The organism is Geitlerinema sp. CS-897 (genome assembly GCF_028368005.1).
In the GTDB taxonomy this organism is placed as follows: domain Bacteria; phylum Cyanobacteriota; class Cyanobacteriia; order Cyanobacteriales; family Geitlerinemataceae; genus Baaleninema; species Baaleninema simplex.
This window is the reverse complement of record NZ_JAQNCQ010000031.1, coordinates 1-26890: the sequence shown is the minus strand read 5'-3', so window position 1 is coordinate 26890 and position 26890 is coordinate 1. Positions and strand designations below refer to the sequence as shown.

General features: G+C 45.0%; 26 protein-coding genes and 1 pseudogene. 15 read left to right on the top strand and 12 right to left on the bottom strand.

Annotated elements, in window-relative coordinates:
• The 9 genes from POG22_RS01525 to POG22_RS01485 all read left to right on the top strand — a co-directional run.
• On the top strand, window positions 1-285 hold a 285-nt coding region (locus tag POG22_RS01525), incomplete at its 5' end, for a Uma2 family endonuclease (RefSeq protein WP_498903223.1).
• Between the two features lie 31 nt (window positions 286-316).
• The gene (locus POG22_RS01520; RefSeq protein WP_498903222.1) at window positions 317-883 is read left to right on the top strand and encodes a Uma2 family endonuclease; all 567 of its coding nucleotides are present in this window, start codon (window positions 317-319) and stop codon (window positions 881-883) included.
• A 10-nt stretch (window positions 884-893) separates the two neighbouring features.
• Window positions 894-1661 (top strand): Uma2 family endonuclease, encoded by a 768-nt coding sequence (locus POG22_RS01515; RefSeq protein ID WP_498903221.1) that lies wholly within the window; start codon window positions 894-896, stop codon window positions 1659-1661.
• An 84-nt stretch (window positions 1662-1745) separates the two neighbouring features.
• On the top strand, window positions 1746-1871 hold the full coding sequence (locus POG22_RS01510) for a hypothetical protein (protein ID WP_498903219.1): 126 nt from the start codon (window positions 1746-1748) through the stop codon (window positions 1869-1871).
• A 61-nt stretch (window positions 1872-1932) separates the two neighbouring features.
• Window positions 1933-2931, top strand: a complete 999-nt coding sequence (locus POG22_RS01505) for an NAD-dependent 4,6-dehydratase LegB (RefSeq protein WP_498903217.1) — start codon at window positions 1933-1935, stop codon at window positions 2929-2931.
• Window positions 2932-2939: 8 nt separating this feature from the next.
• Window positions 2940-4124, top strand: coding sequence for a LegC family aminotransferase (locus POG22_RS01500; RefSeq protein WP_498903215.1), 1185 nt, complete (start codon window positions 2940-2942; stop codon window positions 4122-4124).
• Window positions 4114-5277: a UDP-N-acetylglucosamine 2-epimerase gene (neuC, locus tag POG22_RS01495; protein ID WP_498903214.1), complete on the top strand. Its 1164-nt coding sequence runs from the start codon at window positions 4114-4116 to the stop codon at window positions 5275-5277. The genes POG22_RS01500 and neuC overlap by 11 nt, the downstream gene beginning before the upstream one ends.
• A gap of 1 nt (window position 5278) precedes the next feature.
• Entirely contained in the window at window positions 5279-6352 is a 1074-nt protein-coding gene (gene neuB, locus POG22_RS01490) for an N-acetylneuraminate synthase (RefSeq protein WP_498903212.1), read from the top strand.
• Window positions 6345-6989, top strand: coding sequence for an acetyltransferase (locus POG22_RS01485; protein WP_498903210.1), 645 nt, complete (start codon window positions 6345-6347; stop codon window positions 6987-6989). Before neuB ends, POG22_RS01485 begins: the two co-directional genes overlap by 8 nt.
• 55 nt (window positions 6990-7044) lie before the next feature.
• Here POG22_RS01485 and POG22_RS01480 read toward each other — a convergent pair whose 3' ends face one another.
• The 12 genes from POG22_RS01480 to POG22_RS01425 all read right to left on the bottom strand — a co-directional run bounded on the left by POG22_RS01480 (window position 7045) and on the right by POG22_RS01425 (window position 18001).
• The gene (locus tag POG22_RS01480; RefSeq protein ID WP_498903209.1) at window positions 7045-8169 is read right to left on the bottom strand and encodes a hypothetical protein; all 1125 of its coding nucleotides are present in this window, start codon (window positions 8167-8169) and stop codon (window positions 7045-7047) included.
• Window positions 8166-9182: a phosphotransferase gene (locus POG22_RS01475; RefSeq protein WP_498903207.1), complete on the bottom strand. Its 1017-nt coding sequence runs from the start codon at window positions 9180-9182 to the stop codon at window positions 8166-8168. Before POG22_RS01475 ends, POG22_RS01480 begins: the two co-directional genes overlap by 4 nt.
• 14 nt (window positions 9183-9196) lie before the next feature.
• Window positions 9197-9460, bottom strand: coding sequence for a hypothetical protein (locus POG22_RS01470; protein WP_498903205.1), 264 nt, complete (start codon window positions 9458-9460; stop codon window positions 9197-9199).
• Between the two features lie 75 nt (window positions 9461-9535).
• The gene (locus POG22_RS01465) at window positions 9536-10060 is read right to left on the bottom strand and encodes a class I SAM-dependent methyltransferase (RefSeq protein ID WP_498903204.1); all 525 of its coding nucleotides are present in this window, start codon (window positions 10058-10060) and stop codon (window positions 9536-9538) included.
• A 31-nt stretch (window positions 10061-10091) separates the two neighbouring features.
• Window positions 10092-11144: an N-acetylneuraminate synthase family protein gene (locus POG22_RS01460; protein WP_498903203.1), complete on the bottom strand. Its 1053-nt coding sequence runs from the start codon at window positions 11142-11144 to the stop codon at window positions 10092-10094.
• A 38-nt stretch (window positions 11145-11182) separates the two neighbouring features.
• Complete coding sequence (hisH, locus tag POG22_RS01455; RefSeq protein WP_498903201.1) at window positions 11183-11851, bottom strand: imidazole glycerol phosphate synthase subunit HisH; 669 nt, start codon at window positions 11849-11851, stop codon at window positions 11183-11185.
• Entirely contained in the window at window positions 11838-12608 is a 771-nt protein-coding gene (gene hisF, locus POG22_RS01450; RefSeq protein WP_498903200.1) for an imidazole glycerol phosphate synthase subunit HisF, read from the bottom strand. The genes hisH and hisF overlap by 14 nt, the downstream gene beginning before the upstream one ends.
• A 22-nt stretch (window positions 12609-12630) precedes the next feature.
• A complete protein-coding gene (locus POG22_RS01445; protein ID WP_498903199.1) occupies window positions 12631-13950 on the bottom strand; it encodes an N-acetyl sugar amidotransferase in 1320 nt (439 codons plus the stop codon).
• An 81-nt stretch (window positions 13951-14031) separates the two neighbouring features.
• Window positions 14032-14727, bottom strand: a complete 696-nt coding sequence (locus POG22_RS01440; protein ID WP_498903198.1) for an acylneuraminate cytidylyltransferase family protein — start codon at window positions 14725-14727, stop codon at window positions 14032-14034.
• Window positions 14724-15794 (bottom strand): nucleotidyltransferase family protein, encoded by a 1071-nt coding sequence (locus POG22_RS01435; protein WP_498903197.1) that lies wholly within the window; start codon window positions 15792-15794, stop codon window positions 14724-14726. Before POG22_RS01435 ends, POG22_RS01440 begins: the two co-directional genes overlap by 4 nt.
• Window positions 15795-15914: 120 nt before the next feature.
• Window positions 15915-17474 carry a hypothetical protein gene (locus POG22_RS01430; protein ID WP_498903195.1) on the bottom strand — a complete coding sequence of 520 codons (1560 nt, stop codon included), beginning with the start codon at window positions 17472-17474 and terminating at the stop codon, window positions 15915-15917.
• 134 nt (window positions 17475-17608) lie between these two features.
• Window positions 17609-18001, bottom strand: a complete 393-nt coding sequence (locus POG22_RS01425) for a hypothetical protein (protein ID WP_498903193.1) — start codon at window positions 17999-18001, stop codon at window positions 17609-17611.
• A gap of 8 nt (window positions 18002-18009) precedes the next feature.
• Here POG22_RS01425 and POG22_RS01420 point away from each other — a divergent pair, with 8 nt between their 5' ends.
• The 6 genes and pseudogenes from POG22_RS01420 (at window position 18010) to POG22_RS01395 (ending at window position 26608) form a co-directional block, all read left to right on the top strand.
• Window positions 18010-19086 carry a Gfo/Idh/MocA family protein gene (locus POG22_RS01420; RefSeq protein WP_498903192.1) on the top strand — a complete coding sequence of 359 codons (1077 nt, stop codon included), beginning with the start codon at window positions 18010-18012 and terminating at the stop codon, window positions 19084-19086.
• A gap of 9 nt (window positions 19087-19095) precedes the next feature.
• Window positions 19096-19698, top strand: a complete 603-nt coding sequence (locus POG22_RS01415; RefSeq protein ID WP_498903191.1) for an acyltransferase — start codon at window positions 19096-19098, stop codon at window positions 19696-19698.
• Entirely contained in the window at window positions 19699-20838 is a 1140-nt protein-coding gene (locus POG22_RS01410) for a DegT/DnrJ/EryC1/StrS family aminotransferase (RefSeq protein ID WP_498903190.1), read from the top strand.
• A gap of 90 nt (window positions 20839-20928) precedes the next feature.
• Window positions 20929-21864, top strand: a pseudogene (locus POG22_RS01405) (glycosyltransferase family protein); the annotation flags it as partial.
• Window positions 21865-22449: 585 nt separating this feature from the next.
• Window positions 22450-26175 carry an O-linked N-acetylglucosamine transferase, SPINDLY family protein gene (locus POG22_RS01400; protein WP_498903224.1) on the top strand — a complete coding sequence of 1242 codons (3726 nt, stop codon included), beginning with the start codon at window positions 22450-22452 and terminating at the stop codon, window positions 26173-26175.
• A 187-nt stretch (window positions 26176-26362) separates the two neighbouring features.
• Complete coding sequence (locus tag POG22_RS01395; RefSeq protein ID WP_498903189.1) at window positions 26363-26608, top strand: hypothetical protein; 246 nt, start codon at window positions 26363-26365, stop codon at window positions 26606-26608.
• Window positions 26609-26890 lie beyond the last annotated feature (282 nt).

Genomic DNA, 26890 nt, shown 5'->3' with positions numbered 1-26890 from the left:
GAGTTAATTGTGGAAATTGGCTCGAGTATGGCATCTTACGACCTCCACGATAAGTTACGGGCGTACCGTCGGAACGGGGTTCGGGAATATCTGGTTTGGGTGGTTCTGGAAGAGGAGTTTCGCTGGTACGTTCTCGATGAGGGGGACTATCGCCAGCAGGAACCGGACGCGGCGGGGTGTTTGAGTAGTCCGTTTTTTCCGGGGTTGGTGTTGGATGTGAAGGCACTGCTGGCGGGGGAGATGGGGCAGGTTTTGACGCGGTTGCAGGTAGGGTTGGGGTCGTGACGGTTGTAATTTGACGGTTTGGAGGTGTTTTATGGTTGTGGTTCCTCCCTTGACGGGTCAACTCACGCTTGAGGAGTTCTTGGCTTGTCCTGAGACTCAACCGGCTTGTGAATATGTGGAGGGGAGCGTTCGGCAAAAACCAATGCCGCAAGGGGAACATAGCACGTTACAGATTCGCTTGGGGACGGCGATTAATGAGGTGGCGGTTCCGGGGAAGTTGGCTCATGCGTTTACAGAACTGCGGTGTACGTTTTCGGGACGATCGCTCGTTCCTGATATCGCCGTGTTTGTTTGGAGCCGGATTCCCAAGACGGAACGGGGGAGAATTGCCAATCGCTTCGACTGTCATCCGGATTGGGTTATCGAGATTCTGTCGCCGGAGCAGTCAGCGAACCAGGTGATTGAGAAAATTCTCTATTGCTTGAATGCCGGGACGCAATTAGGATGGTTGGTTGACTCTCAAGACGAGTCGGTGATGGTATTTCAACCGGACGGCTTGCCGCAGGTGCGATCGGGGGTAGAACCTTTACCGGTACTGGAAGAGCTAGGTTGCCTAAACTTATCGGCACAGCAGGTTTTCGATTGGCTGGTGGTTTGAGCGATCGCCTGTGGGAGGAGTTCCTCGGATACGGCGCGATGTTGGGTCGGTGGTGCTGTTAGAGTTGATGGAGATGGTAGATGCGCTGGTGTGGTTGCAGCAGCAGTCTGCCGAGGGCGGTCTGAGAACGAGAGGAGGTGCGATCGTGAGTGGAGGAAAACCAGTGACATCGAAACTCGTGCCGATTTTGGAAAACGGCGATCGCCTCACCCGTACTGAATTCGAGCGACGCTATCGGTTGCTGCCAGAGGTGAAGAAGGCGGAGTTGGTGGAAGGGGTGGTTTATATGGCATCGCCAGTTAGAGCTAGGCAACATGGCCGACCTCACGGCTTCATCATGGGCTGGTTAATGGTTTATGCAGCGGCTACACCGAATGTCATGGTATTCGATAACACAACGGTTCGCCTTGACTCGAAAAATGAAGTTCAACCCGATGCTCTCTTGCGCCTTGATGAATCGGCGGGGGGAAAGTCGCGGATTAGCGAGGACGATTATATTGAGGGTGCGCCGGAGTTAATTGTGGAGATTGCGGCGAGTACGGCATCTTACGACCTCCACGATAAGTTACAGGCTTATCGTCGCAATGGGGTTCGGGAATATCTGGTTTGGGTGGTTCTGGAAGAGGAGTTTCGCTGGTACGTTCTTGAAGAGGGGGAATATCGCCAGCAGGAACCGGACGCGGCGGGGTGTTTGAGTAGTCCGTTCTTTCTGGGGTTGGTGCTGGATGTGAAGGCACTGCTGGCGGGGGAGATGGGGCAGGTGTTGACGCGGTTGTAGGAAGGATTGGGGTCGTGAGGGTTGCGATATTGCCTGAATGCTGGGACGCAACTAGGATGGTTAGTTGACCGTCAAGATGAGTCGGTGGTAGTATTTCAAGCGGATAGTTTGCCGCAGGTGCGATCGGGGGTGGAACTTTTTCCGGTGTTGGAGAGTCTGGATATTTTGAGCTTGTCGGCGCAATGGATGTTCGATTGCTTAGTGGTTTAGTGAAAATTCTGGATTTTCTGGGTTCATATATTTAAACTGTATTGATAACTTTGCAGGTGCTGTGAAGAAAATATTAGTCACTGGGGCAGATGGTTTTATTGGCTCTCATCTAACAGAAGAGCTAGTCAAACAGGGATTTAATGTTAAAGCATTTGTTCTTTACAACTCCTTTAACTCTTGGGGATGGTTAGATCGATCGCCCAAAGAAGTCCTAGAGAACTTAGAAGTATTTTCGGGTGATATTCGCGATCCTTATGGCGTAAAAGAAGCTATGAAAGGCTGCGATACAGTCTTGCATCTAGCTGCATTAATTGCAATTCCTTACTCGTATCATTCGCCGGCTACTTATATAGATACAAATATCAAGGGAACATTAAATGTGGTTCAAGCGGCGAAAGAACTTGAAGTTCAGAAAGTCGTACATACTTCCACAAGTGAAGTTTATGGGACGGCTCAATTTGTTCCAATTACGGAAGAGCATCCGTTACAAGGTCAGTCACCATACTCAGCCAGTAAAATTGGTGCCGATCAAATTGCAATGTCTTTTTACCAATCTTTTGGTACACCGATTTCTATTATCCGACCTTTTAATACATATGGGCCTCGACAATCAGCTCGAGCTGTAATTCCTACAGTTATCACTCAAATTGCTAATGGCAAGCGAAAAATTAAGTTAGGGGCTTTACATCCGACAAGAGATTTTAATTACGTTAAAGATACCGTTCGAGGATTTATGGCGATCGCTGAGTCTGACAAATCGGTAGGGGAAGTAATCAATATAGGCAGCAACTTTGAAATCTCCATTGGTGACACGGTTCAGCTTATTGCAGAGGCGATGAATGTCGAAATTGAAATTGAAACTGACGAGGTTCGCTTGCGTCCTGAAAAAAGCGAAGTGAATCGATTATGGGCAGATAATACGAAAGCTCGACAGCTTCTGGGATGGGAACCTATTTACGGTGGACGCGAAGGTTTTAAACGTGGCTTAGAAGAAACCGCAGCCTGGTTTAGTAACGAAGATAATCTAAGGCAATACAAATCAGATATTTATAACATTTAAATTGAGTGATGGTTGACAAAATTAATCTAGAGAGTGTAATTCAAGCTTTACGAAAGGTTTTGCCGAGAAATCTCGATTTCATCGGTTTGCACGAACCCGAGTTTGGGGGTAATGAGTGGCTTTATGTGAAAGAATGCCTAGATACAGGCTGGGTTTCATCAGTTGGAAAATTTGTCGATCGCTTTGAAGACGAATTAGCAGCTTATACAGGGGCAAAAAGAGCGATAGCAGTAGTCAATGGAACTGCTGCTTTACATATTTGTCTTCAGCTAGTTGGAGTTGAAGCCGGAGACGAGGTTCTAATACCTGCTTTGACTTTTGTGGCAACCGCAAATGCAGTAGCTTATTGTGGAGCGATTCCTCATTTTGTAGACAGTGAGGAGTCAACATTAGGGATCGATCCTCAAAAATTAAAAAACTATTTACGTCACATTGCCCGAATTGAAGGGAACCATTGTGTTAATCGAGAAACTGGACGTAGAATAAAGGCGGTGATTGCAGTTCATACATTTGGTCATCCAGTAGACCTCGATCCTTTAGCGAAGCTATGCAAAGAATTCAAGCTAGAGTTAATTGAGGATGCCGCTGAATCTCTTGGAAGTTTTTATAAAGGTCGCCATACTGGAAATTGGGGACGTGTATCCGCGCTAAGCTTTAATGGTAATAAAATTATGACGACAGGGGGAGGTGGAGCAATTTTGACCAACGATGAGTCTTTGGCAGATGTAGCGAAACACATTACGACAACTGCTAAGGTTCCTCATCGTTGGTCATTCCTTCACGATCGAGTTGGCTATAATTACAGAATGCCAAATATTAATGCGGCTCTAGGATGCGCCCAATTAGAGCAAATGCCTAGTTTTTTGTCAAAAAAGCGCTCTTTAGCCTCTAAGTATGCTGAAGTTTTTCAGGATGTGAAAGGAGTCCGTTTTTTTATTGATTCCGAGATTTGTAACAGTAATTACTGGCTCAACCTATTGTTTGTGGAGCAAGGTGGTGAGGTTCAGCGCGATCGCTTGCTCGAATTAACAAACGAACGAGGCATTATGACGCGCCCTCCTTGGAAACTGATGCACAAACTCCCCATGTTTTTGAATTCACCTCGTATGGATTTGAGTTATGCTGAAAATCTAGAAAAACGTGCCATTAATATTCCTAGCAGTGCGAAGTTAGGAGAACAATATGTCTCGTAAAATTGGTATTGTTACTGGCACTCGTGCTGAGTATGGTTTGCTCTATTGGCTCATGAAAGAAATTCAGTCCGATCCGGATTTAGAGCTTCAAGTGGTTGCGACGGGAATGCACCTTTCTCCCGAGTTTGGTCTGACTTATAAAGTGATTGAGAAAGATGGATTTTCTATTGACGCTAAGGTTGAAATGTTAATGTCCAGTGATACCCCTGTAGGTATTGCTAAGTCAATAGGATTAGGAACGATCGGATTTGCTGATGCTTTAGAAAGATTGAAACCAGATATTTTAGTTGTCTTGGGCGATCGCTTTGAAATTCTAGCTGCGGCACAAGCGGCGATGGTGGCTCGGATTCCGATAGCACATATACATGGAGGTGAAGTGACAGAAGGCGCTTTTGACGAACAGATTCGTCATGCTATAACCAAGTTTGCTCAATGGCATTTTGTAGCGGCTGAACCTTATCGCCAACGTATCATTCAACTTGGAGAATCCCCCGATCGGGTTTTCAATTTTGGTGCGCCAGGATTAGACCATCTTCAACATATATCATGGCTCGATCGAGCTACTCTAGAACATTCATTAGGAATTCAACTGCGATCTCCAGTATTTTTGGTAACGTATCATCCAGTAACTCTTGACGCGAAATATTCCTCAAGTGCAATGGAGGAATTATTGCTTGCTCTCGATCGCTTTCCTGACGCAACGGTGATTTTCACTTATCCCAATGCAGATACAGGAGGGCGAGTTCTAATCGAGCAGATCGATCGATGGGTTTGTGAAAACCAGCATCGATCGAAAGCATTTGTTTCACTCGGTCAACAACGCTATTTAAGCTTAATGCGAGAAGCTGATGTGATACTAGGAAACTCCTCTAGCGGTTTAACAGAAGCTCCAGCCTTGAACAAGGCAACAGTAAATGTTGGAGATCGACAGAAAGGTCGCCTTAAAGCTAAATCGGTAATCGATGTCTTAGAAAGTAGCATAGATATTATTGCCGCTCTACACCAAGCTTTATCCAGAGAGTTTCAATCCTTATTGTCTACGGTAGAATCATGTTATGGCATAGGAAATTCAAGTCAAAGAATTGCAGCGGTGCTAAAATCTAAACCGCTGAGCATTCGAAAATCGTTTTTCGATATAGAGCATTGTTTCTGAAATGTCTACTTTTATTATTGCAGAAGCCGGTGTCAATCATAATGGCAATTTGAGGCTCGCCAAGCAGTTAATTGACGTTGCGGCTAAAGCTAGTGCTGACGCTGTTAAATTTCAGACTTTTCGTGCGGATCGCATCATTAGTCACTACGCACCTAAAGCAGAATATCAAACCCAAACTACTGATGAAGCAGAGTCTCAATTGGAAATGGTGCAGCGTTTGCAATTGAATGAATCCGACCATCAGATTTTGATTGAGTATTGTCATAAGCGTGACATTCAATTTTTATCAACCCCTTTTGACTTAGAAAGTATTGAGTTACTGACCGAACGGTTTGACTTACCTCGTCTCAAGCTTCCCTCTGGTGAAATCACAAACGCTCCCCTTCTACTCAAAGCCGCACAAACGCAGAAAGATATCATCCTTTCCACTGGGATGAGTACCCTGGGTGAGGTTGAAGCGGCGTTAGGAGTTTTGGCATTTGGTTACGTAAAACCAGAAGCTTCCCCTTCAATTTTAGGGTTTCAAGAAGCTTATTGTTCGGAATCAGGTCAACAAGCTTTACAGGAAAAGGTGACACTGCTACATTGCACAACGGAGTATCCTGCTCCCTTTACAGATGTCAATTTATTAGCGATGGATACATTGAGAGTTGCATTCGGGTTGCCCGTAGGTTATTCCGACCATACTGAAGGTATTCATATTTCTCTAGCTGCAGTAGCACGGGGAGCAAAGGTTATCGAAAAACATTTTACGCTCGATCGGAATTTGCCGGGCCCAGACCATCGGGCTTCTTTAGAACCTGAAGAGTTACGGAAACTGGTACGGCAAGTGAGAGAGATCGAACAAGCATTTGGAGATGGCGTTAAATGTCCTACTGCTTCTGAGTGGAAGAATCGTAGTGTTGCTCGTAAAAGTTTAGTTGCAACGAGGGAGATCCGTACAGGAGAAACGTTTACAGACTATAACGTTAGCTGTAAGCGACCTGGTACGGGGGTTTCTCCCTTCCAATACTGGCAGACACTCGATCGAGTAGCAACGCGAAATTTTGAGCGAGACGAGATATTGGATGTCTAAGCAATTGTACGTTTTGGGGGCAGGTGGTCATGGGCGAGTGGTGTTGGACACGCTACTCGCAAGTGGTGTTCAAGTTACAGGTATTCTCGATCCAAATATTTGTTCTAAAGATCGAATTTTTGGCGTACCAATCTTAGGAGGAGATGAGTATTTAGATAGTTTATGCCCTAAAGATATTCTGCTAGTTAACGGTTTAGGTGCAAATCCTAAGACTTGCATACGAAAGAATATATTTAACAGAATAAAGTCTGAGGGTTTTAGTTTTGCCTCGCTTTGTCATCCTTCTGCTACCATTAGCCATGCAAGTAGAATAGGTGAGGGTTCTCAGGTTATGGCTGGAGTAGTAATTCAGTGTGAAGTGATTTTAGAATCCAATGTAGTTATTAATACAAGGGCAAGCATCGATCATAATTGTCTCATTAAATCTCATGCTTTTATTGCGCCAGGTGTGACTTTATGTGGAAGTGTAGTCGTTTTAGAGTCTGCTTTCATTGGAGCAGGTGCAATTGTCATACCAGACATTAAAATTGGTCACAACACAATTGTTGGTGCAGGTTCTGTAGTCACAAAACCTGTTGCAGATGGATGGATTGTAGCTGGCAATCCAGCATATCAAGTTGGATTTAATAATATCTGAAGTAATATCAACATAATATATTTTCGGTCGTTGGGTCTAGGATACTGTTGATATGTTACTCTTTTCTAAGACATTCTAAAATATATTTATAGATAGCAACGCATGGATTTAAAAATATTAATTGCTTTGAACGATGATAGTAATCAATTCTTGATTCCCATGTAAGTGCCAGATTCAAGACTGTATCAATCTTTATAATATTGTCCACATAGTAACCTATACCTCGATTTAAAAGGGGCGGAAATTTTCTAATACCTGTAGCCTGAAACTGGAAATCTTGAATATCTTTGTTGGTCATTAAATAAACAACATTTCCTAAAACCTCTGGACTAACTGATGTCAGGTAAGCATGATCTATACCACTCATAGAAAACGGTGTTACCATCAAATCACAAGCGGACAGCCAACCTTCTGCTCGACCTTTTCCTGTCGCATCACATACATCTAATCCAGCTAAGCGAATTTGATTTAAATATAGCGCGAAATCTTCTGCAAATTTTGGATGTCCGCGCAAAACTACTTTAATATTTTTTCTAAGTTCGGGCAATACAGAAATAAAATCTTCAAAGACTTTTTCATGTCCTGGTATTTTAGGTGACTGACCAAACCAGCACACCATACTAACACCATCGGCAATTCCAGCTAAATGTCTATATTGATGTCTGAGACTTGGAATGTCCAGAGTCGAGTATCTCGTATATTTAGGTGCACCAACTACCACCGTATTTACACCGAAACGATCCTGGGATAGTTTTGCCGCGAAATCATCAATAACGAAATACGTGTCAGCAGTTACGCCAAGTTCTGTATTTACATCACCCCAACAGTCTTGTATAGAAAATGTAGGGACAACTGCCTGAGCAATGACAGCTTCATCTATCCCAGCGCCAAAAGAAGAAAGTGCTGTGACCACTGCGTCTGGCTGGATATTCCCAAGTAGCTCGTCCGCTGCTTCTAATAGTTGAGTTGGGTCTTCATTATGACAAATGTAATCCCTATTGCTTGAACAAAAAAATGAAAAAGGCTGTTCACCCTGTTTGCATAACCAATCATGCGCAATCCCAGAAGCAGCTATAACGACTTCGCACTCCCCACGTTCTCGAAAGTATTGGAATACAGGTAAAATAGCTCCTGCACCACCCGGATCTCGTGCAGTAAAAAGAATCTTAAGCTGTCTCATTCTTGCTCAATCGATCGTGCAAATTCTTCAAAAAGTACGAACTTATCCAATTCCGAATTGGGAACTATTAATCCATTTCTGATACTTTGAAGAGCCACAGCTACGGAAAACCAAGCCGCTTGGCGCATAGTCATGGATAGTGGCGGAAGAGATGTACCATAGCCATCAGTAACTGCCTTAAACAGATTGCGGTCAAGCTCACCGGTTTTTCGATTCATACAGAAACGTTGTACTAAAAAGGCAAGATCCCAATCAGGTGGAGCAAAAGTATGTACGCTTTCTTCAAAATCAATCAGGATAGGATATCCTTCCTGAAAAAGAACATTACCAGGATGTACTTCTCCATGTAAACACTGTGCACTAGGTCGCAGATCCATTCTAGGGTCAAACATTGTAACCAGAAGCTGTAACCAATTCATGTTTTTTCTGACCCATGCCTCTGTAGACCCAAATATCTCCAGGCAATTATTTGTAATTGCTTCTCCTAATAACTTACGTGTTTCTTCTAAAGCCTGATATCGTTGACGAGAAATTATTTGAATTCTATTTCGATCGGGAAAATCTGCCAAACCTTTATGCAATTTACTTAGTTCTTTGGCCAGCAAGTATATTTTCTTTGTAGAACCATCGAAGTGGTCTCCATGAATGAAGGGACGAACATCTACCCGGTAATACTTGCCATCTACTTTAATTATTTCACTGTACAGGATAGGACTGAGACTTATGCCCTGAGAAAGTGCGTAATCTAATATTTTTTTCTCAAGTTCAGAATAACCTAATCTTTCTGTAACACGTAGCAACCAGGTAGATGATTTGCTCTTTGCTATAAAACGACCAGATAGCGCATGAGCTTGTTGTAACGAAAAGAGTTCGAGAAAATCTATGTTTGGGATTAGTGACTTTAGTCCTGTCACTATAGGTTTTGATATGCTTTGAGGTACTGGATAGTGGAATTTAGGTTCACCTGGCAAATCCCCACTTGACCATGCATATTCAAACTTATAATTAACCACTCTACATTCCTTATTCACGACAACTCAATCACTAAAAATTTAAAATCAAGTGGCATGATTCCATTTCGGAAACGTCGAACTCCATTTGAATCTTTGTATGTCCAAGAACGCACCGGATCGTCCTGTGGTTCGATATCGAAAGGAAAAGGAAATTCAGAAAAATTAACAAAATGAAAGCTATCTACTTTTGTTAATGACTGCAAGTAAGTTGATACAGACTTTGTAGAAAATAGGTTATACCCTGGATGCCAATCTGCATCTAAGTTATCAGGATACATCCAATAAATTCGACAATCCAATGGATATTCATTGAAAATGCCAGCAACAATTACAAGACCTTTGTTGTTGGCGACTCAAATACATTCCGAAAATGACGGACGAAAGTCATCAAATATACTATGAGTACCTATTAGGGTTACAACATCAAAACTGCTATCATTTATGCAAGATAAATTATTAGCATCACCAACACGAAAGGAAGCGTTAATGTTTCTGTTTTCTGCCCTTTTAATAAGTTGTTCATCGAAGTTAACTCCCATACATTCAACTTTTGAAAATCGATTCAAAATATACTGAATGAAATCGCCCGTAGCTGTTCCTACATCTAACATTTTAAATTCACTAAGAATAGAGTAGCCTTGGCGCTCAATAATATCTCCTAAACATGCAAACATATATTTAGGTTCTGCATTTCGATTGGAACTTAAATAAACTTGTGTTCTTGAATATTGTTGTTCTTGCATGGCAGCACCTTTTTTAACTAAACTTACTTGACAAATTTTGGGTCTTCTATTTTTACGGTTTGAACTGTATAAAGCAATACAATTTGAATTTCCCCAAAAGCCTGAAACCCTTACCAGGCTTGATATGAGTTCCACTTATTACCTCATACCCAGAAGACCCACAAATTTAGACAACATCTTGCCAATTAATTACTTCACCTTCACAAATATCTCGGGCAGCATGATGACCAACGATCAGATCCCAGTTGGCTACAGATATCCCCTTACAGGGAAAGGAGAAACCGACATTATTCAAATTTAAGGGCGTTCCTTTTTGAATATTAGACCGTGCTACAAAGCCTTTCCATGAAGATTGATTTCTAGGTTCAGATACCTCCCAGCGTATCTTTCCAAGTGCCATCCAGCAGTTATTTACTTTCCGTATTATATCAGATAGTGAATTCATAGGAGCCGCAGATACCAGATCTTGCTCAGTTCTGTCAGGATTAAAATCAACTCCTTTCTCGATAAGGTTCACACCAGCCCCCACAGCTGCATATAGAATTTCATCTCCACGATAGTGGCAAGACAGACCGACAGGCACTCCAAAGGTACGTTTATAAGTCTCGATTACCCGCAAATTATGGATCTCGGGCGGAGCAGGATTGGCTGCTGGGTGATGGTTGAGAATTACTCCTCCATCTCCAAATTTTCGTGCAGTTTCAATAGCGCGAGCAATTTCACTCAAATAAAGATTACCAGCATCCATAATGAGGGGCAGTCCAGTCGCAGCAGCATATCTGATAAGAGCAATGTTATCCATATTATCTCGTGCAAATTTGATCGCTGCGCCTCCTTGCTCGACAATAAAATCAACCCCCTCTACATCGTATATACTGCAAACAAATGGAATACCTAAATCGCGACAGAGAGTGAAGAGTTTTGCATAATCTTCCAAGGGTACGACCTTGCGCTCGATGAGCGCTCGATAATCTTCAGTTGTACTTCCCTCTGTATGCTTGTAGGTGGTAGTCAAACTAGTGTTCTTTAAACACACATTTGGATTGTGTAATATTTCTGTCTTAAATAACTTAGCCCCAGCATTAGCTATGGCACGTAGATACCTTTCAGCCTCTGTAATGTCACTATTGAAAAAGGTTCCTACTTCCGCCATTACCACAGTTGGGAAATTGTCCCCAATCGTAATTCCACCAATATTAACTGAGCATGTTTGACTCATACTGATGACCTCCAAAATAATTTAATACACAATGTATACTATGAATTTTTATTGTATTTTATATCCAAAAAACTTTTTAATATTTTTAACCCTACTTCCCCACTTTTTTCAGGATGAAATTGGCATCCAAAAATGTTATCTTTCGCAATTGCTGCTGATATAGACAGACCTCCATAGAGGCAATCTGCAACGCGATGATTTGGATCGTCAGGGATAGCCATAAAGGAATGAACAAAATAAACTGCTTCTCCAGGAGAAATATTTTGCAATGGTGTATTAAGCCAATCTCCTTCATTTTTTGATGTCGGAATTAGCTCGTTCCACCCTATATGGGGAATCTTCTGGGGTTGTCCTGTAGCAGTCAGTGCGGGAATGGGAATGACCATCCCTGGAATTAGTCCTAATCCAGCATTTGTACCAAACTCTTCACTTTCATCCATTAAAAGCTGCATTCCTAAACAAATACCTAGCAAGGGAGTTCCTTGAACGGCGATTTGGTTGATAACATCCGTGAGATTTAACTCTTGTAATTCAAACATAGCCTTAGCAAAAGCACCAACCCCAGGTAACACGACCCTAGAAGATGTCAGAAGAAACTCAGGATCGGCGGTGACATGAACAGTAGCTCCCAAATATTCAAAAGCTTGCCGAACGCTGAGAAGATTGCCAGCACCATAGTCAATAACAGTGACTTCAGGATTTTTCATAACGCCTCACTGCTATATTAGAAGATAACGCGAATTGACGAATTTCACTTAGGGTAGAGCGCTGATAGTGAAGAATATCAGCCATAGCTACTGCGTCTGCTCCTCCCTGACAAACTGCATCACGTAAGTGGTCTAGTTGACCCATTCCTCCACTAGCAATAACAGGAACTGTAACAGACTCAGTAACAGCCTTAATTAAAGAGATGTCAAACCCCTTACGAGTTCCTTCTCTATCTACGGAAGTTAGCAAAATCTCACCCGCACCGAGGCTAACACCTTGTTTGACCCAATCAATTACGTCTACGCCAGTTCGCTCACGACCGTTATCAGTGTAGGCTTCCCATCGATTAGAGCCAACTTGCTTAGCTTCTATAGAAAGTACCATACACTGACTACCAAAACAACGTGCGACATCTGTAATTAAACTAGGACGAGCAATTGCTGCTGTATTAATAGCTACCTTGTCAGCTCCACATCGGAGTAGGTGGTTAGCATCATCAATGGAACGAACACCACCTCCTACAGTAATAGGCACAAAAATATCTCGAACGGCATTCTTAATAATATGGCTTAGGTTATTTCGACCGTAAAGACTAGCAACACAGTCCATGTAAAGTAATTCATCTGCACCTTGTTGATAATATCTACGAGCATATTCTCCTGGTGAACCAATAACACGTAGTCCCTCAAGGTGAACTCCCTTGATCAAATTAGACCCTTTAATATCTAGACGAGCAATTAAACGGATTTTTCTCATCGTCTTAAAAATTAAAATTTACTTAACTTTTATGCCATACGGCGTGACGAAGTTTCCACTCTCCATTTTCGATATACCAAATATGGGGCGATCTAAATTTATCGGTCAACCGATTAAAATAATCCAGATCCATAATAGGCTGTTCAAACATCTGACTGGCAATCGGAAATTCTTGAGATGAAAGGCTCAGATAACGAAAAATTTCGTCAGAAAACCGTTCTGGAAACTCATGGTCAAATCGTTTCACAAGTGCTACTCCTTCCTCTCGATCTATATCTCCAGAACGAATTTCTTGAGAGGCATCATAACTAGCCCTGCCGATGCCGAATTTAACTCCAGTTGTATAGTAGTGGAAGTCATCAATACGATCGTCAATGCTATTATACTTACTGTAAGTGCCAGGAGTACGTTCTGGAGAAGCTTGAAAACCTCCGTGCTCGACTGCATAGTAATAACAGCTTTGAGGATGCCATTTTAGATAGTAGCCCAAGTAGTGAACTTCAACATTCTTCTCGTAAAGTCGATTGGGATCGGCTGGAAGATAAGGTTGTAGATCGCAGCGATCCAATCCAAATCGATCTATCAAATCCTTAACCGATACTCCGCCTAAAAAAATCTGAGATTCATCTTCCGAGGTAAAATAACCCCAATCACGCTGCGCTTTGTCAGCGTCTGCGATTGGATTACCATATTCTGCCTCATTTTCCCCATAAAAAACTAAAGGGATATCGAACAAAATAGCCATCTTAGGAGCAAGCGACTTCTGCCCCATCATAAAGGGTTGAAATGGATGAAATAAAAGTTCTGTTGCAAGACGGGTTAGCAGCCTGTGAACTCTTCCGTTGGGAGTCATCAAATAGTTGTCCAGTCCCGCATGAATCCAAGCCTGAAAATTATGCCAACCCCATTCAGTGTAAATATGGGGAGCCCAGGTTACAGTCAAGGGATGCATTCCATACTTTGTTTTAAGAATATGGGCAGCGTAAAAGCTATCTTTGCCTCCAGAACCAGGAACGATACAGTCATAATTTCCATCATGTCTTCTATGGCGATCGCACAAGGCTATTAGTGCCTTCTCTCGCTCACTCCAATCAATGCTATGTTTTTTCTTTTTTGCAAAATTACAGGCATCACATATTCCGTTTTTATCAAAATGGATAGTAGATTTCTGGCTTGATTTAGTATGCTTATACTCAACCGCAGAATTTGGGCGCTGATTTGAGATTACACAGCTCTGACAGAACTCAACTGCCGAAGGCAAACCATATAAGGGTTCTGGAGACTGAGCATTCTTCAGAAAACGAGATTCATCGATTGGAGAGGGATACTTAATGATATTCATGATGTTTTGACTCTATTTTAACGAACTTAATTGGTTTACAATTAAAAACAAATGCGAATTCAGTAAAAAATAATAAGAAGGCTACGGAATATGGTCTTGTATACAACACTTAGCCACTCTCCAATCCCACTCCGTATCAATATCTAGAGCTTCTTTTGGTGAGTCAATAATTAGTGGTATGGTCGTCTCATCAATGAAGCTTTCTTGTTTTCGGAGTTGTTGAGGATGGGCAAGGTAAAAAGATCCATTGATAATATAAGCATCCGGTAAATCTTGAGATCGGCAATTAAAGTTACTGTATTCTCGCATAAAAGGTGATAAATAACCATTTTTCAATTTAAACGTCCACATGGGATGTATATGAGTCGGCGAAATTGCTAAAACTGGTTTGAATCCATTATCCTTAAATAATTTAATTCCTTCTACTACTGTTTTACGGCTCCTAAATGGAGAAGTCGGTTGCAGCAGTAAAACACCATCTACCTTTCCATAAGTTATTTCATACCAGTTTAGAGCATGGATAGCAACATCTACCGAGCGAGCAGCATTAGTAGCTAACTCAGGGGGACGCATCCAGGGTACTAAAGCACCTGCTTGCTTGGCAATCTGAGCAATTTCAAGATGGTCTGTCGAAACGAGTGTATCACAAATCGCACAAACATCTCTTACAACATCGATGCTCCAAACAATCAGGGGCTTTCCCCCTAACAAGCGAATATTTTTGCCAGGTAGTCGCTCCGATCCACCTCTGGCAGGAATAACAACCAAAATTTTCATTGCTGTGAAGAGAAACTAACTTGTGCTCGCTGAAAATCTGACTCGCGACCTACATCTAGCCAAAGTTCATGTATAGGATACACGATAGTACGCCCACCTTCTTTGTGTAATCGACTAAACAAACTAGGCATATCACAGCGTTGATTTGGAACAAGAATCTCCACAGCCTTTGGATCTAGAGCGTAGATTCCAGCATTGACGTGACTACGTACAATAGGTTTTTCCTCAAATCCCACAATATCTACGCCTTGTGTATGTACTACACCAAAAGGATTTTGCCATTCGTGGAGACGAACCGCCATAGTAGCTATAGCTTTATGGGTCTCGTGAAATTCTAGCATCTCACCATAGTGAATATCCGTTAAAACATCTCCATTTGTGACAAGAAAGGGATCTTCAGGAGCAACGTCTAACAAGCTAAGGGCACCAGCAGTGCCGAGAGGAGATTCTTCTCGAAGATAATCAATTTGAACTTGCCAGCGACTTCCGTCACCAAAATGTTCTTCAATTAAGTGTCCCAGATAATGAACGGCAAAAACAAAGCGCCGAAATCCTTGACTCTTAGCCCTGTCTAAGATGTGTTCCAGCATGGGCTTTCCAGCAACTGGTAGCAGAGGCTTAGGGCAAGTTTCCGTTAACGGGCGAAGTCGAGTACCTTTACCTCCAGCCATAATAACCATAAGATTAGGGCGAGGGGGAGGGGTTAAAAGACTGTATAGGCAATGTAATCCAACGACTTGATGGTTCTCATTCACTACAGGGAGTTGTTGGATTCCATTGACTTGCATTATATGAACTGCTGTGTCTCTAGAAAAATGAGATGGTATAACAATCGGATTGCGGTTGACAATTGTGTCAACTGAGTCGTGTAAGTTTAGTCCCCGTAGTAGCCCACGACGAATGTCGCCGTCCGTGATAGTGCCAATTAGGACTTCTTCAGGAGTAGCCACAAGAGAAATTTGCAAGCTCGATCGATCGAGGCTACATATTGCCTCCTTGATTGTACTACTGGGAGGAAGTAAAGCTTTTTTCCAATGAATCGAGCTTTGTGAGTTGTTTTTTGACATGGATTCAGATATTCATATATGCAGACGAGAACGCAAATATAATGATGACATGCACTGCCTTTGGGATTGTCTTTAGTTATTCTTCTCAGCTAATGTTTGTTTGACTTAAGCAAGATTGCTTCATGACAAGTTTTCTAGGATTCTGTTTAAAGCATCTCGGGATATCTCTGGACGAGGGTCTATATAACAGTCAGAAAAATTTTGAATCATAGGCTTCCTTGTACTTTTATATACATTATTAATTATATCTCCAGAACTAGTTATGTAGTCAAAACTTCCTTTTTGGATCTGATCTTTAAACATAACATACCCTGCTCTTTGTTGCGGATCGACTATTCCTGTTTTAACACCAAAAACACTCGCCTCATAACTTACAGATGAGAATGACGTTACATGATAGTGACACCGCTTTAGTAACGAATAAAGAGGCATGGAACTTGAAAAATGTATGTCAAAATTTTTTATATTATGCTTTTGCAAAGGGGTTAGGACACTATCAACCTCTCTTTGGCTTCGATGAAGAGGATGAAACCGAATCAGCCAAAAATAATCGTCATCATTTCTTTTGGTTTTCATTGCAGGGATCAAAAAGTTTAGCAACTCTGGCAAAAAAGTAGAGTTTTGTAAGGAGACCAGTACTATTTTTTTATGGTTATGCAGTCGATCTAGGAAATTTTTCTCTTCTTGGCTCAATCCTAAATCATCATCTAACCATTTACTTAGCCAAGGATTACCCCCGACTACTGGGAGATGATGAGTATAATTTCCAAGGACGTAGGGGCGTGTTTCCATTAGATGATTTTTGCATTGTTCGCTCCAAACCCAGAAGAAATCTGGCAGTAATTCATAGCCAGATACAGGAATCCGAGTCCAATGAGCATACTGACTATGATATCTACCACCCTGACCATGTTGAACATCAATCGTTTTAATACCTAATTCATGACAGGCTTGGACTAAAGCCTTGGCTACAATATAGTAATGACATACAAGAAAAACAGCACGTGGTCGAATGATTGATAGTAGATCGATAAATAACTTGTGATAAGATTCATGTAAATAAAGCTGATCTAATATTTGGTCTTCGTGCAAATAAAAGCTTGTGTGTTTCCAGACGACTTTTTGCAAACCCTTAAAGTTCTGTATCTTCAGGTTTTTGAGTGAATAAGTCAAACATTTTCGTAGCAAAGCCTCTTTCTTTAAGCAAGGATAAGGATCGACAAAGATACAAGGATAAAAACGAGGTTGTTTTTTTCGCCCTTGTGGAAAGTCTAACTCAATTTTTAGGGCTGAAAGTTGAGGATCGCATTGTTCATGTATAGAATCTAAGCAACGATCGAAAAACTTACCATTAATTTTTTCACTATAGTTTTCATGCTTAGAAAAGAATAATATGTCAGCGTGTTCTAGTCCTGAGACTTGAGTTAGTATATTTTGCCAAGCACATGAATGCTGGGCATAGTCAGATTGAATTTGAGAAAATTTTAGTGTAGCATCTGATCTTTTTTTAGACACCCTTAAACGGCCGAGCGCATTGGGATCTTTCTTAATATGCCCAAAAAAGTACTCAATATTGAAACGGACTATTGGCCATATATTGAGTCCCTTGTAAGTGACAGAATTAACATCAAACTCTTGCTCTATAGCAACTATTTTTTGAAGTTCTTGGGCAACAGACATATGACATTCCAATGGACTTGACGGTAACTCTTAACCCTGATGATCGGTGGTTTGGTATCGAGCAATTGTAGCTCTTACTATTTTAAGAAAGAAAGCGTTTCAGTATTGGAGTTTTTTTAAGGTCTCAAAGCAAACTAGATCGAACCAAATGACGAGTGTGTTTGTGCCATGGCTAGGGCGATCGCCTCCAATGCTTGTGCTTCCTTAACTTCACCTATAGATCTTAAGCAAGTTGCTAATTTACAACAAATTTCCGGATCGGTGGATGAGTGAGATAAAACCAGCCGGTATAAATCGCCAGCTTCTAAAAGCAAGCCTGAGTTATACATTAGATTTGCCCAATAAAGAATATCATCTCTGCCATCTCCACCATATTCAATCCCCTTGAGGCAAGCTTTAAATGCCTTTTGTGTCTCGCCAAGACTCAAAAAAGTATGTCCTATATGAAAATATATTTGATACGCATCAGGACACAGCTTGATTTTTTGAAAGCTCTGCTGAAGACTATTGGAGATTGGTTGTTTCATGTAGAGATATGACTGAAGACTTCCCTAATTTACAGGTTGCTCTAGTTGGCTGTGGTCGCATCGCCAAGCGTCACGCCGAACTCTTAGGTAACGGTATCATCAAAGGCGCAACCCTAGCCGCAGTGTGCGACTTCGATCGCTCTCGCGCCCAAGTCTACGGCGATCGCTTCAGCGTTCCAGTATACACGGATATGGACGCCATGCTCCGGAAAGAGGACATCGATATTGTATCAATCCTCACGCCGAGCGGTCTCCATGCCGAACACGTCCTACACCTCGCCCCCTACGGCAAACATCTCATCGTCGAGAAACCGATGGCACTGACCCTCGAAGATGCCGATGCTGCCATTGAAGCCTGCGATCGACATGGCTGTAAACTGTTCGTGGTCAAACAAAACCGCTTCAACGTCCCCGTCGTCAAACTGCGACAGGCACTCGAATCCGGACGCTTTGGCAAACTCGTTATGGGAACAGTTCGCGTGCGCTGGTGTCGCCGTCAAGAGTATTATGACCAAGATGCTTGGCGGGGAACCTGGGCGATGGATGGTGGCGTCTTAACCAACCAAGCCAGTCATCACATCGACCTACTTCAGTGGATGATGGGAGACGTAGAATCGGTCATGGCCATGAGCCGTACTGCCCTAGTGGATATCGAAGCCGAAGATACCGCCGTGGTAATCTTACGGTTCCGTAACGGCGCACTCGGCGTCATCGAAGCCACCACCGCCACCCGTCCCAAAGACTTGGAAGGATCGCTGTCGATTCTCGGCGAGAACGGCTCAGTAGAAATTGGAGGATTTGCGGTCAACCAAATGAAAGTGTGGAACTTTGCCGAAGAACTTCCTGAAGATCGAGAAGTTCTCGAAAAATACTCCGTCAATCCCCCCAACGTCTATGGCTACGGCCATCAGGCTTACTACGAACATGTCGTTCAGTCCATCCGCAACAACACCCATCAACTGGTAGATGGTTTAGAAGGACGGCGCAGCCTGGAACTTATCAATGCCATTTACGAGTCTATTGAAACAGGACGGGAAGTTCAATTGCGTTTCCGCGCCCGCTACAGTCGTTTGGGACGGACTTAGATCGATACGATGCCCAACACCATCGCTGCCACTGCCGTCATTCATCCCCACGTTCGACTTGGTGAGAATGTCACCATTGAAGATTTTTGCATCATTGGAGTTCCGTTTAAGGGATACCAGGGAGAGCCAACGGTTATTGGTGACAATGCTGTGATTCGCTCTCATACGGTCATCTACGCCGGGAACCGTATCGGTAACGGTTTTCAATCCGGACATAAGGCCAATCTCCGCGAACTCAATATCATCGGTGATGACGTATCTATTGGGACGCTCAGCGTTATCGAACATCGCGTCACCATTGGCGATGGGGTTCGTATCCACACCCAAGCCTTTATTCCAGAATTCTCGATTTTAGAGGATCGCTGCTGGATCGGGCCGAATGTAGTGCTAACCAATGCCAAGTTTCCGCAACATCCCAATGCCAAAGCGGAGTTAAAAGCGCCCCACATCGAACAACAGGCGCGAATTGGGGCGAACTCCACCCTACTCCCCGGCGTTCGGGTGGGCCAGCGATCGCTCGTGGGAGCAGGAAGTCTTGTCACCCACAGCGTCCCCCCTGGCGTAATTTTTGCGGGCAGTCCCGCCAAGTACCTCAGAGATGTAGACTACTAAATGCACTTCCAGTCTTCGCTCCCCGTGCAAGTTCCGTTTAACGATCTCTACGCCCAATATCTTTCGATCCGCGAGGAAATCGATGAGGCGATCGCCACGGTAATTCGCGAGTCCGCTTTTATTCGCGGTCGCTTCGTCGAACAGTTTGAAGCTGAGTTCGCTCAAGCCGTGGGTGCGCGTCACTGTATCTCCTGCGCGAACGGCACCGATGCGCTCTACATTGCCATAAAAGGATTAGGACTCCAGCCAGGTGAAGAAGTCATCACCACCGCTCACACCTGGATTGCAACATCCGAAACCATTACGCAAGCTGGGGGGCGGGTCGTCTTCTGCGACACCGAACCCGACTTGTTTACTCTCGATCCGAACCAAATTGAATCGAAGATTAGCGATCGCACTCGGGGCATCATTGTCGTGCATCTCTACGGGCAACCTGCCGACATGGATGCAATTTTAGCGATCGCCCGCAAACACAATCTCTGGGTGATTGAAGATTGCGCTCAGGCTCACCTTGCAACCTATAAAGGAAAACAGGTGGGAACTCTCGGTGATATCGGCACGTTGTCGTTCTATCCGGGTAAAAACCTGGGTGCGATGGGAGATGCAGGGGCGATCGTGACGAATAGCGATCGTCTAGCGGAGTGGATGGCACTCTTTGCTCGACATGGTGGGAAAGGCACACATCGAATTGAAGGGATAAACAGTCGCATGGACGGACTCCAAGCGGCAATTCTCAGCGTTAAGCTTCCCCACTTACCGAGATGGAACCAAGCCCGTCGTCAAGTTGCCCAGTGGTATAACGAGCTTCTGTCAGAAGTGCTTGAAGTGACCACACCTCAAGTTCGTCCGGATGTAGAACACGTTTATCATCTGTACGTCTTGCAGCTTGACAACCGCGATCGAATCTTGGCACATCTCAAAGATTCTGGTATTAGCGCGGGGATTCATTATCCCATTCCCTTGCACGAACAGCCAGCATATAACTATTTAAGATTAACGCCTGACTCTTTACCAGTTATTCACCACGCCGCACATCGAATTTTATCACTGCCCATTTATCCAGAAGTCTCTCAAGAACAAGTGTTTCATGTTGTCGAGACGCTTAAAGCGTTTCTTAAGAAGAATCCACACAACACCTAAAATTTAATTAACTAGCGGCAACCGTCGTTTGAATCTTTTTCGGCTTCAAGCCTAACTCAAACCGATAGTTATCACCTAACACTACAAAAAATGAATCTCAGTCAATCCGAACATCAGATCTACGATTATCCCTCTCTTAACGTTTTATTATTTTACCAACCACCTGGCTATGTTCACCGACCTACAATCATTTCAAAAAATGAGATTCTATGCGGTGGTATTTTTAAAACAACCCAAGAAAACGGTCGATTTAAAACTATTCAAACGCCCCTCGGGACTTACGACATTGCTCCTTTTGTGAGCCAACTTCCTCCATCTCAACACCCCGATCTTTTAGTCGTGCGAACGGACGCAGCACGGCGAAATTTCCCAGTCAACTTAAAGACGGTTAAATGTCCAAAAGTGCTGATTGTAGGCGATACGCAGCATATGGAAGCACCACTGCGGACGTTGACCGAGTACGCCCTTCAAGAAAAATTTGATTTCGTGATGGCCGATCACGTGCGGCGTCACTTACATTTCTTTAGAGAAGTTGGATTTGAAAAAGTTTTTTGGATTCCAGCGTTTAATATTTACCCTCATCCACAAAATACACCGATACATCCCAAGCATTTACTATCTTTTGTCGGTCAAGTTGGGAAATATCATCCCTATCGACGGCATTTATTAAACAAAGTCCAACAAGCAGGTTTACCGCTTGAGATATTTCGCGCACCTCAACCTAAAGCGGCGGAAATTTATGCAAACTCTCTAATTAATTTAAACGTCAGCTTGAATGGGGACGTTAATATGAGGGTTTTTGAAGTTTTATCAAGTGGCGGTTTCTTGTTGACAGATCGAGTTAGATCTCAAGCTGGTCTCGATGTTTTATTTGAAGACCACAAACATTTAGTAACCTATAATGATGAGAAAGATCTACAAGATAAAATTCGTTATTTTCTGAAGCATCCAAACATTGCTCGAGATATTGCAAAAGCTGGACATCACCTGTTTTGGAACTTCCATCGACCCGAAATTAAAGTGCAGCAACTTTTGGATTACATTGATGGTCGAGGAATCGAACCAACCTATTTGGCTGACTCCGATCGACGCAGTATTTATATTAGAAGCTCCACCAAAACTGCAAGACATCACCGTTTTTCAATTTACGAATATATTCAAGAAAAACAACGAAAACTTCCTAAACTGATTGGTTTTTTTGATGGTCAAGTTGATGCAGGAATTGTTAGTGATGCGGCGGATTTGTCGCGGCTCAAAATTTATATTTTGACTCAAAACTTCCTGGCGAATCCTCAGCAAAAAGAAATTTTTCAGCAATGTGGAATTCTAGATAGAGTTTCTTGGGTTGAGTTTTCGGATGTCAACACAACAGGACGTTCTGAAAACTCATTTAAGTTTGGTGTGTTTGATGTTAGCCAAACTCCTGTATCTCGCATCCAAAATCTTATAGATTCGCAGAAACTGAATGCAGTCATACTGATTAAAAATGGATGCGATCGATTGTCCCAAGCCGAACAAGAACGTCTCGATCGAGAGTTGAGCGTACATCAGCTAAAAAGAGAATGTAGTGACCCCGTTGTATACTGCCCTGTCGATCGCATGCAAAACGCCATGTCTAGCCAACCCACCGCCGAGACAGTTTCCCCCCAACAGGTCAGCCAACTCCTCCAAACCTACCAACAAAACCCCCTCAACAGCGACGCCCTCGACAACCTGCGCCGCATCCGAACCGCCGTCGCCCAACACCTCCTCAACCTCCCCACCGACCAACTCCACCCCCAACTCACCGGACAACTCGGCCAAACCTACAAACAACTGTGGCAGAGTAGCCTCAAAAACGAACCCCTCACCGACACAGACCGCACCACCATCGCCCAACTGTCCCAAAAACTCAGCCAGGGACTCGGCGCACCCCAAGCCATCCAAGCCTTTTTCGCCGCCGCCCTCTACGGCTACCCCCACCAGTTCGACATCCAATATCAAAACGCCCCCATCCCCAGTTGGATGACGGGAACCTACCTCAACTTCATGTTCGAGTCGCCCCGTCTCTTCAAAGACTTAGGGGAAGTAGACGCCTATCACCAATACCTCACCCACTGGACGACCTACCTCCACAACAAAATCCTCAGCAACCCCGACAACCCCACCTGGAAAACCGTCACCCAGGCGTTCGCTAACCTAGCTAACCTCACCCCCCTCTGCTTCAGCCAGCGCGACCAACGGGACATCCAACAAAAACGCGCTGCCATCCTCGAACGATACCTCGAACAGGCCGGTTCCCAACTGGACTACCAGTTCCCACCCCGTCCCCAAAACCGCTCTCTTGGTGCGCGTTCCCTTCGACTAAGCTCAGGGCAAGCCCTAGCGCCGGAAACCGGCGCGGGGTCGCACCGCAAGCTCCGTTTCGGCGTCCTCTGTCTCAACTACCTCCCCACCGCCGAAACCTTCACCACCATTCCCGCCTTCGAGTATTTAGACCGAAATCGCTTCGAGGTGTACCTCTACAGCCTACAAACCACCGGACACCCCCACGAACAATACTGTCGAGAACGGGCCGATAAATTCACCACCCTCCCGGCGAATAACCTCCCCAACATGGTGAACGCCGTCCGCAGCGACGACCTGGACGTACTCCTCATCGGGACGAACATCACCGCCCGGTCTTACCCCCTCACGCTGCTGTCCCTGCACCGCCTCGCCCGCATCCAAACCACCGGACTCTCCGCCCCCACCACCACGGGAATGCGGAATCTGGATGTCTATATCGGCGGTTCCCTCACCGCTACCGACCCCAGCCATTACAGCGAGAAACTCGTCACTGTGGAGGGTTCGGGACTCTGTTTCCAATTCCCCCCGGACACCGATACGCCCACGGTCAACTTAGACCGTTCCACCTGGGGACTTCCCGAAGGTACCATCGTCTTTATGTCCGGGGCGAACTTCCGCAAGGTTAACCCGGAACTGCGGGAAACCTGGGCGAAACTCCTGGCTGCGGTTCCCAACTCCATCCTCGCCATCTACCCCTTCGGTCCCAACTGGGGACGGCATCCCCAGCTCGAAATGCCCTTCTTCAAACAGATGCAAGGGGCATTTCGTAAGTACGGCGTCGATTTGAAACGGCTCCTCCTCATCAAAACCCTGCCCAATCGAGCCGATATTCGCCAAGCTCTCCAACAGGCGGATGTCTATCTCGACTCCTTCCCCTACTCCGGTGCCGCCTCTGTCCTCGACCCCCTGCGGGTGGGACTGCCCATCGTGGCGATGGAAGGCTCAGAACTGCGATTCCGTCAGTCCGCCGCCTTGCTGCGAGAGCTGCAAATCCCCGACCTCATCGCCGACAGCGAAGACGGGTACGTTCAACTGGCGACTAAACTGGCGACGGATGCTAACTTCCGCCTCGCTAAACGGCAACAAATTCAACAGGGAATGCAGCAAACGCCGCCGTTCCTCGACAGTAAGGCGTTCGGGGCGAAATTTGCCAGCCTCCTCGAACGATTGGTGAACGAAGGGGTCTCGCAGCCCACGCCGTCTCAACCGGACGAACACCCCACCAGTCAAGCGTTTATCAACCGCACGATTGGCTGCTGCAATATCTATTACATCGACCCCAGCGAGCAATCGATTATCGAGGAACTGCACCAACTGCGGCGACAATTGGTCGAGTATTGGATGACGCTACCGACGGAGCAACTGGAATCAGCTTATAACGGCGAAATCGGTAAAGCCTTCCAAGCCATTCTGAAAAGCGATTTCCAGAAAGAACCCCTCAGCGACGCCGATACTCAGTTCCGCCAAGAACTGACGGAATTGGGGGCGGGATTGACGAAACCCAAGGCGCTCAATGCGTTGATGGGGGCGATGCTGTTCTATCCTGCCGACCAGATGAAAGTCCGGGACGCGCGAAACCGTCTCCCGGTGTGGTTGCTGGCGGATTACGAGGCGGTGTTTGAGGCGGAACCTCAAGACACCGAACCGGTTCCCCCAGCACCGACGCCGCCGTCACAACCCCAAACCGACCTCACCACCTTTCTCAATCGATTGATTGGCTGTGTCAATCTTTACGATATCGACCCCTCGGATACGGCGAATACGACGGAACTGCGAAAACTGCGGTATCAACTCTGTCAGTCGTTGATGGCGCATCCGACAGAAGAGTTGGAAGCCCTCTATGCTTCGGAGGTGGGGAACGCTTATAAAGCTTTGCTGCGAAGTGGATTCCAGAAAGAACCGATTAGCGAACCGGAAAACCAACTCAAGCAACAGTTGGCGCAGGTGTGGAAGTCGGGACAGCCGAAAGCTCTCAACGCGATTTTGGGGCTGTTCCTCTTTTTCCCGCCGGGAACGATGAAGGTGCAAAACGCTCAAACGCGACTTCCGGCTTGGCTGTACGGGGATTACGCGGCGGTGTTCGAGTCGGTTCTTACCCCGGAGGCGGCGACGGCGACGGCGCCCGCGATGGAGATTCCGACGGAGATTCCGGACGAACCGGTGGACAGTCCTAAGTTTCTCAATCGTCTGTTGGGAACGGTCAATCTCTATCAAATCGACCCTTCCGACCAGTCGATTATCGCGCAATTGCACCAGATTCGCCGGAAGTTCGCGGAACATTGGATGACGGTTCCAGATGGGGAGTTGGAAACGGTGTATAAGGGAGATCTCGGTCGCGGCTATCGGATTTTGCTGGGAAGTGGGTTTCAGAAGGAACCTCTCAGCCAGGCGGATATGCAGTACCGTCAGGAGTTGACTCAGTTAGGGATGGGTTTGGATAAACCGCAGTCTCTCAATGCGTTGATGGGGGCGATGTTGTTCTATCCTCCGGACCAGATGAAGGTTCGGGATGCTCGGAGTCGGCTTCCGGAGTGGCTGATTGCGGATTATGAGAAGGTTTTTGAAGGGGCTGTGACGGTGCCGGGAGCGGAGGCGCAACCGCCGAGTCCGGAGTTTGTTAAGCGGCTTTCGACTTTTCTGAATTTGTTCCAAATTGACGCGAACGATGGGAATGCGATCGCCCAACTGCGCCAACTGCGCCAACTGTTGGCTCAGTATTGGCTGAGTTTGCCAGCGGAGCAGTTGGAGGCGGCTTACTGTGGGGGGATGGATGAAGCGCAGCGAAGCTTTATGGAAAGCGGGTTACAGCGGTTGCCGCGCACGGAGGCGGAGCAGTCGTTATTCGGTCAGTTGAAAGCAGAATTGGCTCAGGGAATGAGCCGTCCAAAATCCCTCAACTGCTTCTTGGCGGCGATGTTGTATTGTCGTCGCGACCAGTTGAGTTTTGCCAACGCTCAGGCGATGTTACCGGGGTGGTTGATGGGGGATTATCAGCGGTTTTTCGGGTAGTGTTTGGGGGGATTCACCACAGAGACACAGAGAACACAGAGGTTTGACTGCGGCGAGACCCCCGGCATTTTGAAGATGCCGGGGATGTGGGCTGGAGACTGAAAAATTGGCTAAAATAGCGGAGGATACGGAGCAAAATTGCTAACTTCGTTAACGCTCGATCGCTCAACTTATTTCCCCTTCAGTCATGGCAAAGCCACCGCTTACCCACCAAATTCGTTATCTCAAAAATGAGGCTGGAGAAACTCGTGAAGTTGTCGTGAGTGTCGAACTTTGGAGAAAAATCGCCAGCCAATTGCAAGATTCAGTGAGTGGTTTGGCTTGGGTTGACGAGTACGAACCCAATTCACAGATTCTCGAAGATTTACAAGCGTCATTGGAAGACATGGCAAGAGGGGAAACTCGCCCGATTTCCGAACTGTGGGACGATTGAGATGAGTGAAGGATCTTGAATATCGAATTTGCACCGGGGTTTAAACGCCGTCTCAAGGACTTAAAGAAACGATATCGAAAGATTCAGAAAGACATTCAATGTTGATGGCGGATTACCAGCGGTTTTTCGGGTAGTGTTTGGGCTCACATTCCGCACTTCAACTTGTAGTACGCCAAGTAGCACGAGAAGGGGATGAAATTAGTCGGGAGTTGGTTAGGGATTAAGACCGAGAAAAAAGAAAAATTCGGGTAAAAATGACATCTTAGAGAAAAATCGGTTGAG

Bases quoted from the DNA above. Each gene is read 5' to 3' on its own strand.
- POG22_RS01520 (WP_498903222.1), top strand. From the start codon at position 317: ATGGTTGTGGTTCCTCCCTTGACGGGTCAACTCACGCTTGAGGAGTTC.
- POG22_RS01500 (WP_498903215.1), top strand. From the start codon at position 2,940: ATGGTTGACAAAATTAATCTAGAGAGTGTAATTCAAGCTTTACGAAAG.
- neuC (WP_498903214.1), top strand. From the start codon at position 4,114: ATGTCTCGTAAAATTGGTATTGTTACTGGCACTCGTGCTGAGTATGGT.
- neuB (WP_498903212.1), top strand. From the start codon at position 5,279: ATGTCTACTTTTATTATTGCAGAAGCCGGTGTCAATCATAATGGCAAT.
- POG22_RS01485 (WP_498903210.1), top strand. From the start codon at position 6,345: ATGTCTAAGCAATTGTACGTTTTGGGGGCAGGTGGTCATGGGCGAGTG.
- POG22_RS01480 (WP_498903209.1), bottom strand. From the start codon at position 8,169: ATGAGACAGCTTAAGATTCTTTTTACTGCACGAGATCCGGGTGGTGCA.
- POG22_RS01470 (WP_498903205.1), bottom strand. From the start codon at position 9,460: ATGTATCCTGATAACTTAGATGCAGATTGGCATCCAGGGTATAACCTA.
- POG22_RS01460 (WP_498903203.1), bottom strand. From the start codon at position 11,144: ATGAGTCAAACATGCTCAGTTAATATTGGTGGAATTACGATTGGGGAC.
- hisH (WP_498903201.1), bottom strand. From the start codon at position 11,851: ATGAAAAATCCTGAAGTCACTGTTATTGACTATGGTGCTGGCAATCTT.
- hisF (WP_498903200.1), bottom strand. From the start codon at position 12,608: ATGAGAAAAATCCGTTTAATTGCTCGTCTAGATATTAAAGGGTCTAAT.
- POG22_RS01445 (WP_498903199.1), bottom strand. From the start codon at position 13,950: ATGAATATCATTAAGTATCCCTCTCCAATCGATGAATCTCGTTTTCTG.
- POG22_RS01440 (WP_498903198.1), bottom strand. From the start codon at position 14,727: ATGAAAATTTTGGTTGTTATTCCTGCCAGAGGTGGATCGGAGCGACTA.
- POG22_RS01435 (WP_498903197.1), bottom strand. From the start codon at position 15,794: ATGTCAAAAAACAACTCACAAAGCTCGATTCATTGGAAAAAAGCTTTA.
- POG22_RS01430 (WP_498903195.1), bottom strand. From the start codon at position 17,474: ATGTCTGTTGCCCAAGAACTTCAAAAAATAGTTGCTATAGAGCAAGAG.
- POG22_RS01425 (WP_498903193.1), bottom strand. From the start codon at position 18,001: ATGAAACAACCAATCTCCAATAGTCTTCAGCAGAGCTTTCAAAAAATC.
- POG22_RS01420 (WP_498903192.1), top strand. From the start codon at position 18,010: ATGACTGAAGACTTCCCTAATTTACAGGTTGCTCTAGTTGGCTGTGGT.
- POG22_RS01415 (WP_498903191.1), top strand. From the start codon at position 19,096: ATGCCCAACACCATCGCTGCCACTGCCGTCATTCATCCCCACGTTCGA.
- POG22_RS01410 (WP_498903190.1), top strand. From the start codon at position 19,699: ATGCACTTCCAGTCTTCGCTCCCCGTGCAAGTTCCGTTTAACGATCTC.
- POG22_RS01400 (WP_498903224.1), top strand. From the start codon at position 22,450: ATGTCTAGCCAACCCACCGCCGAGACAGTTTCCCCCCAACAGGTCAGC.
- POG22_RS01395 (WP_498903189.1), top strand. From the start codon at position 26,363: ATGGCAAAGCCACCGCTTACCCACCAAATTCGTTATCTCAAAAATGAG.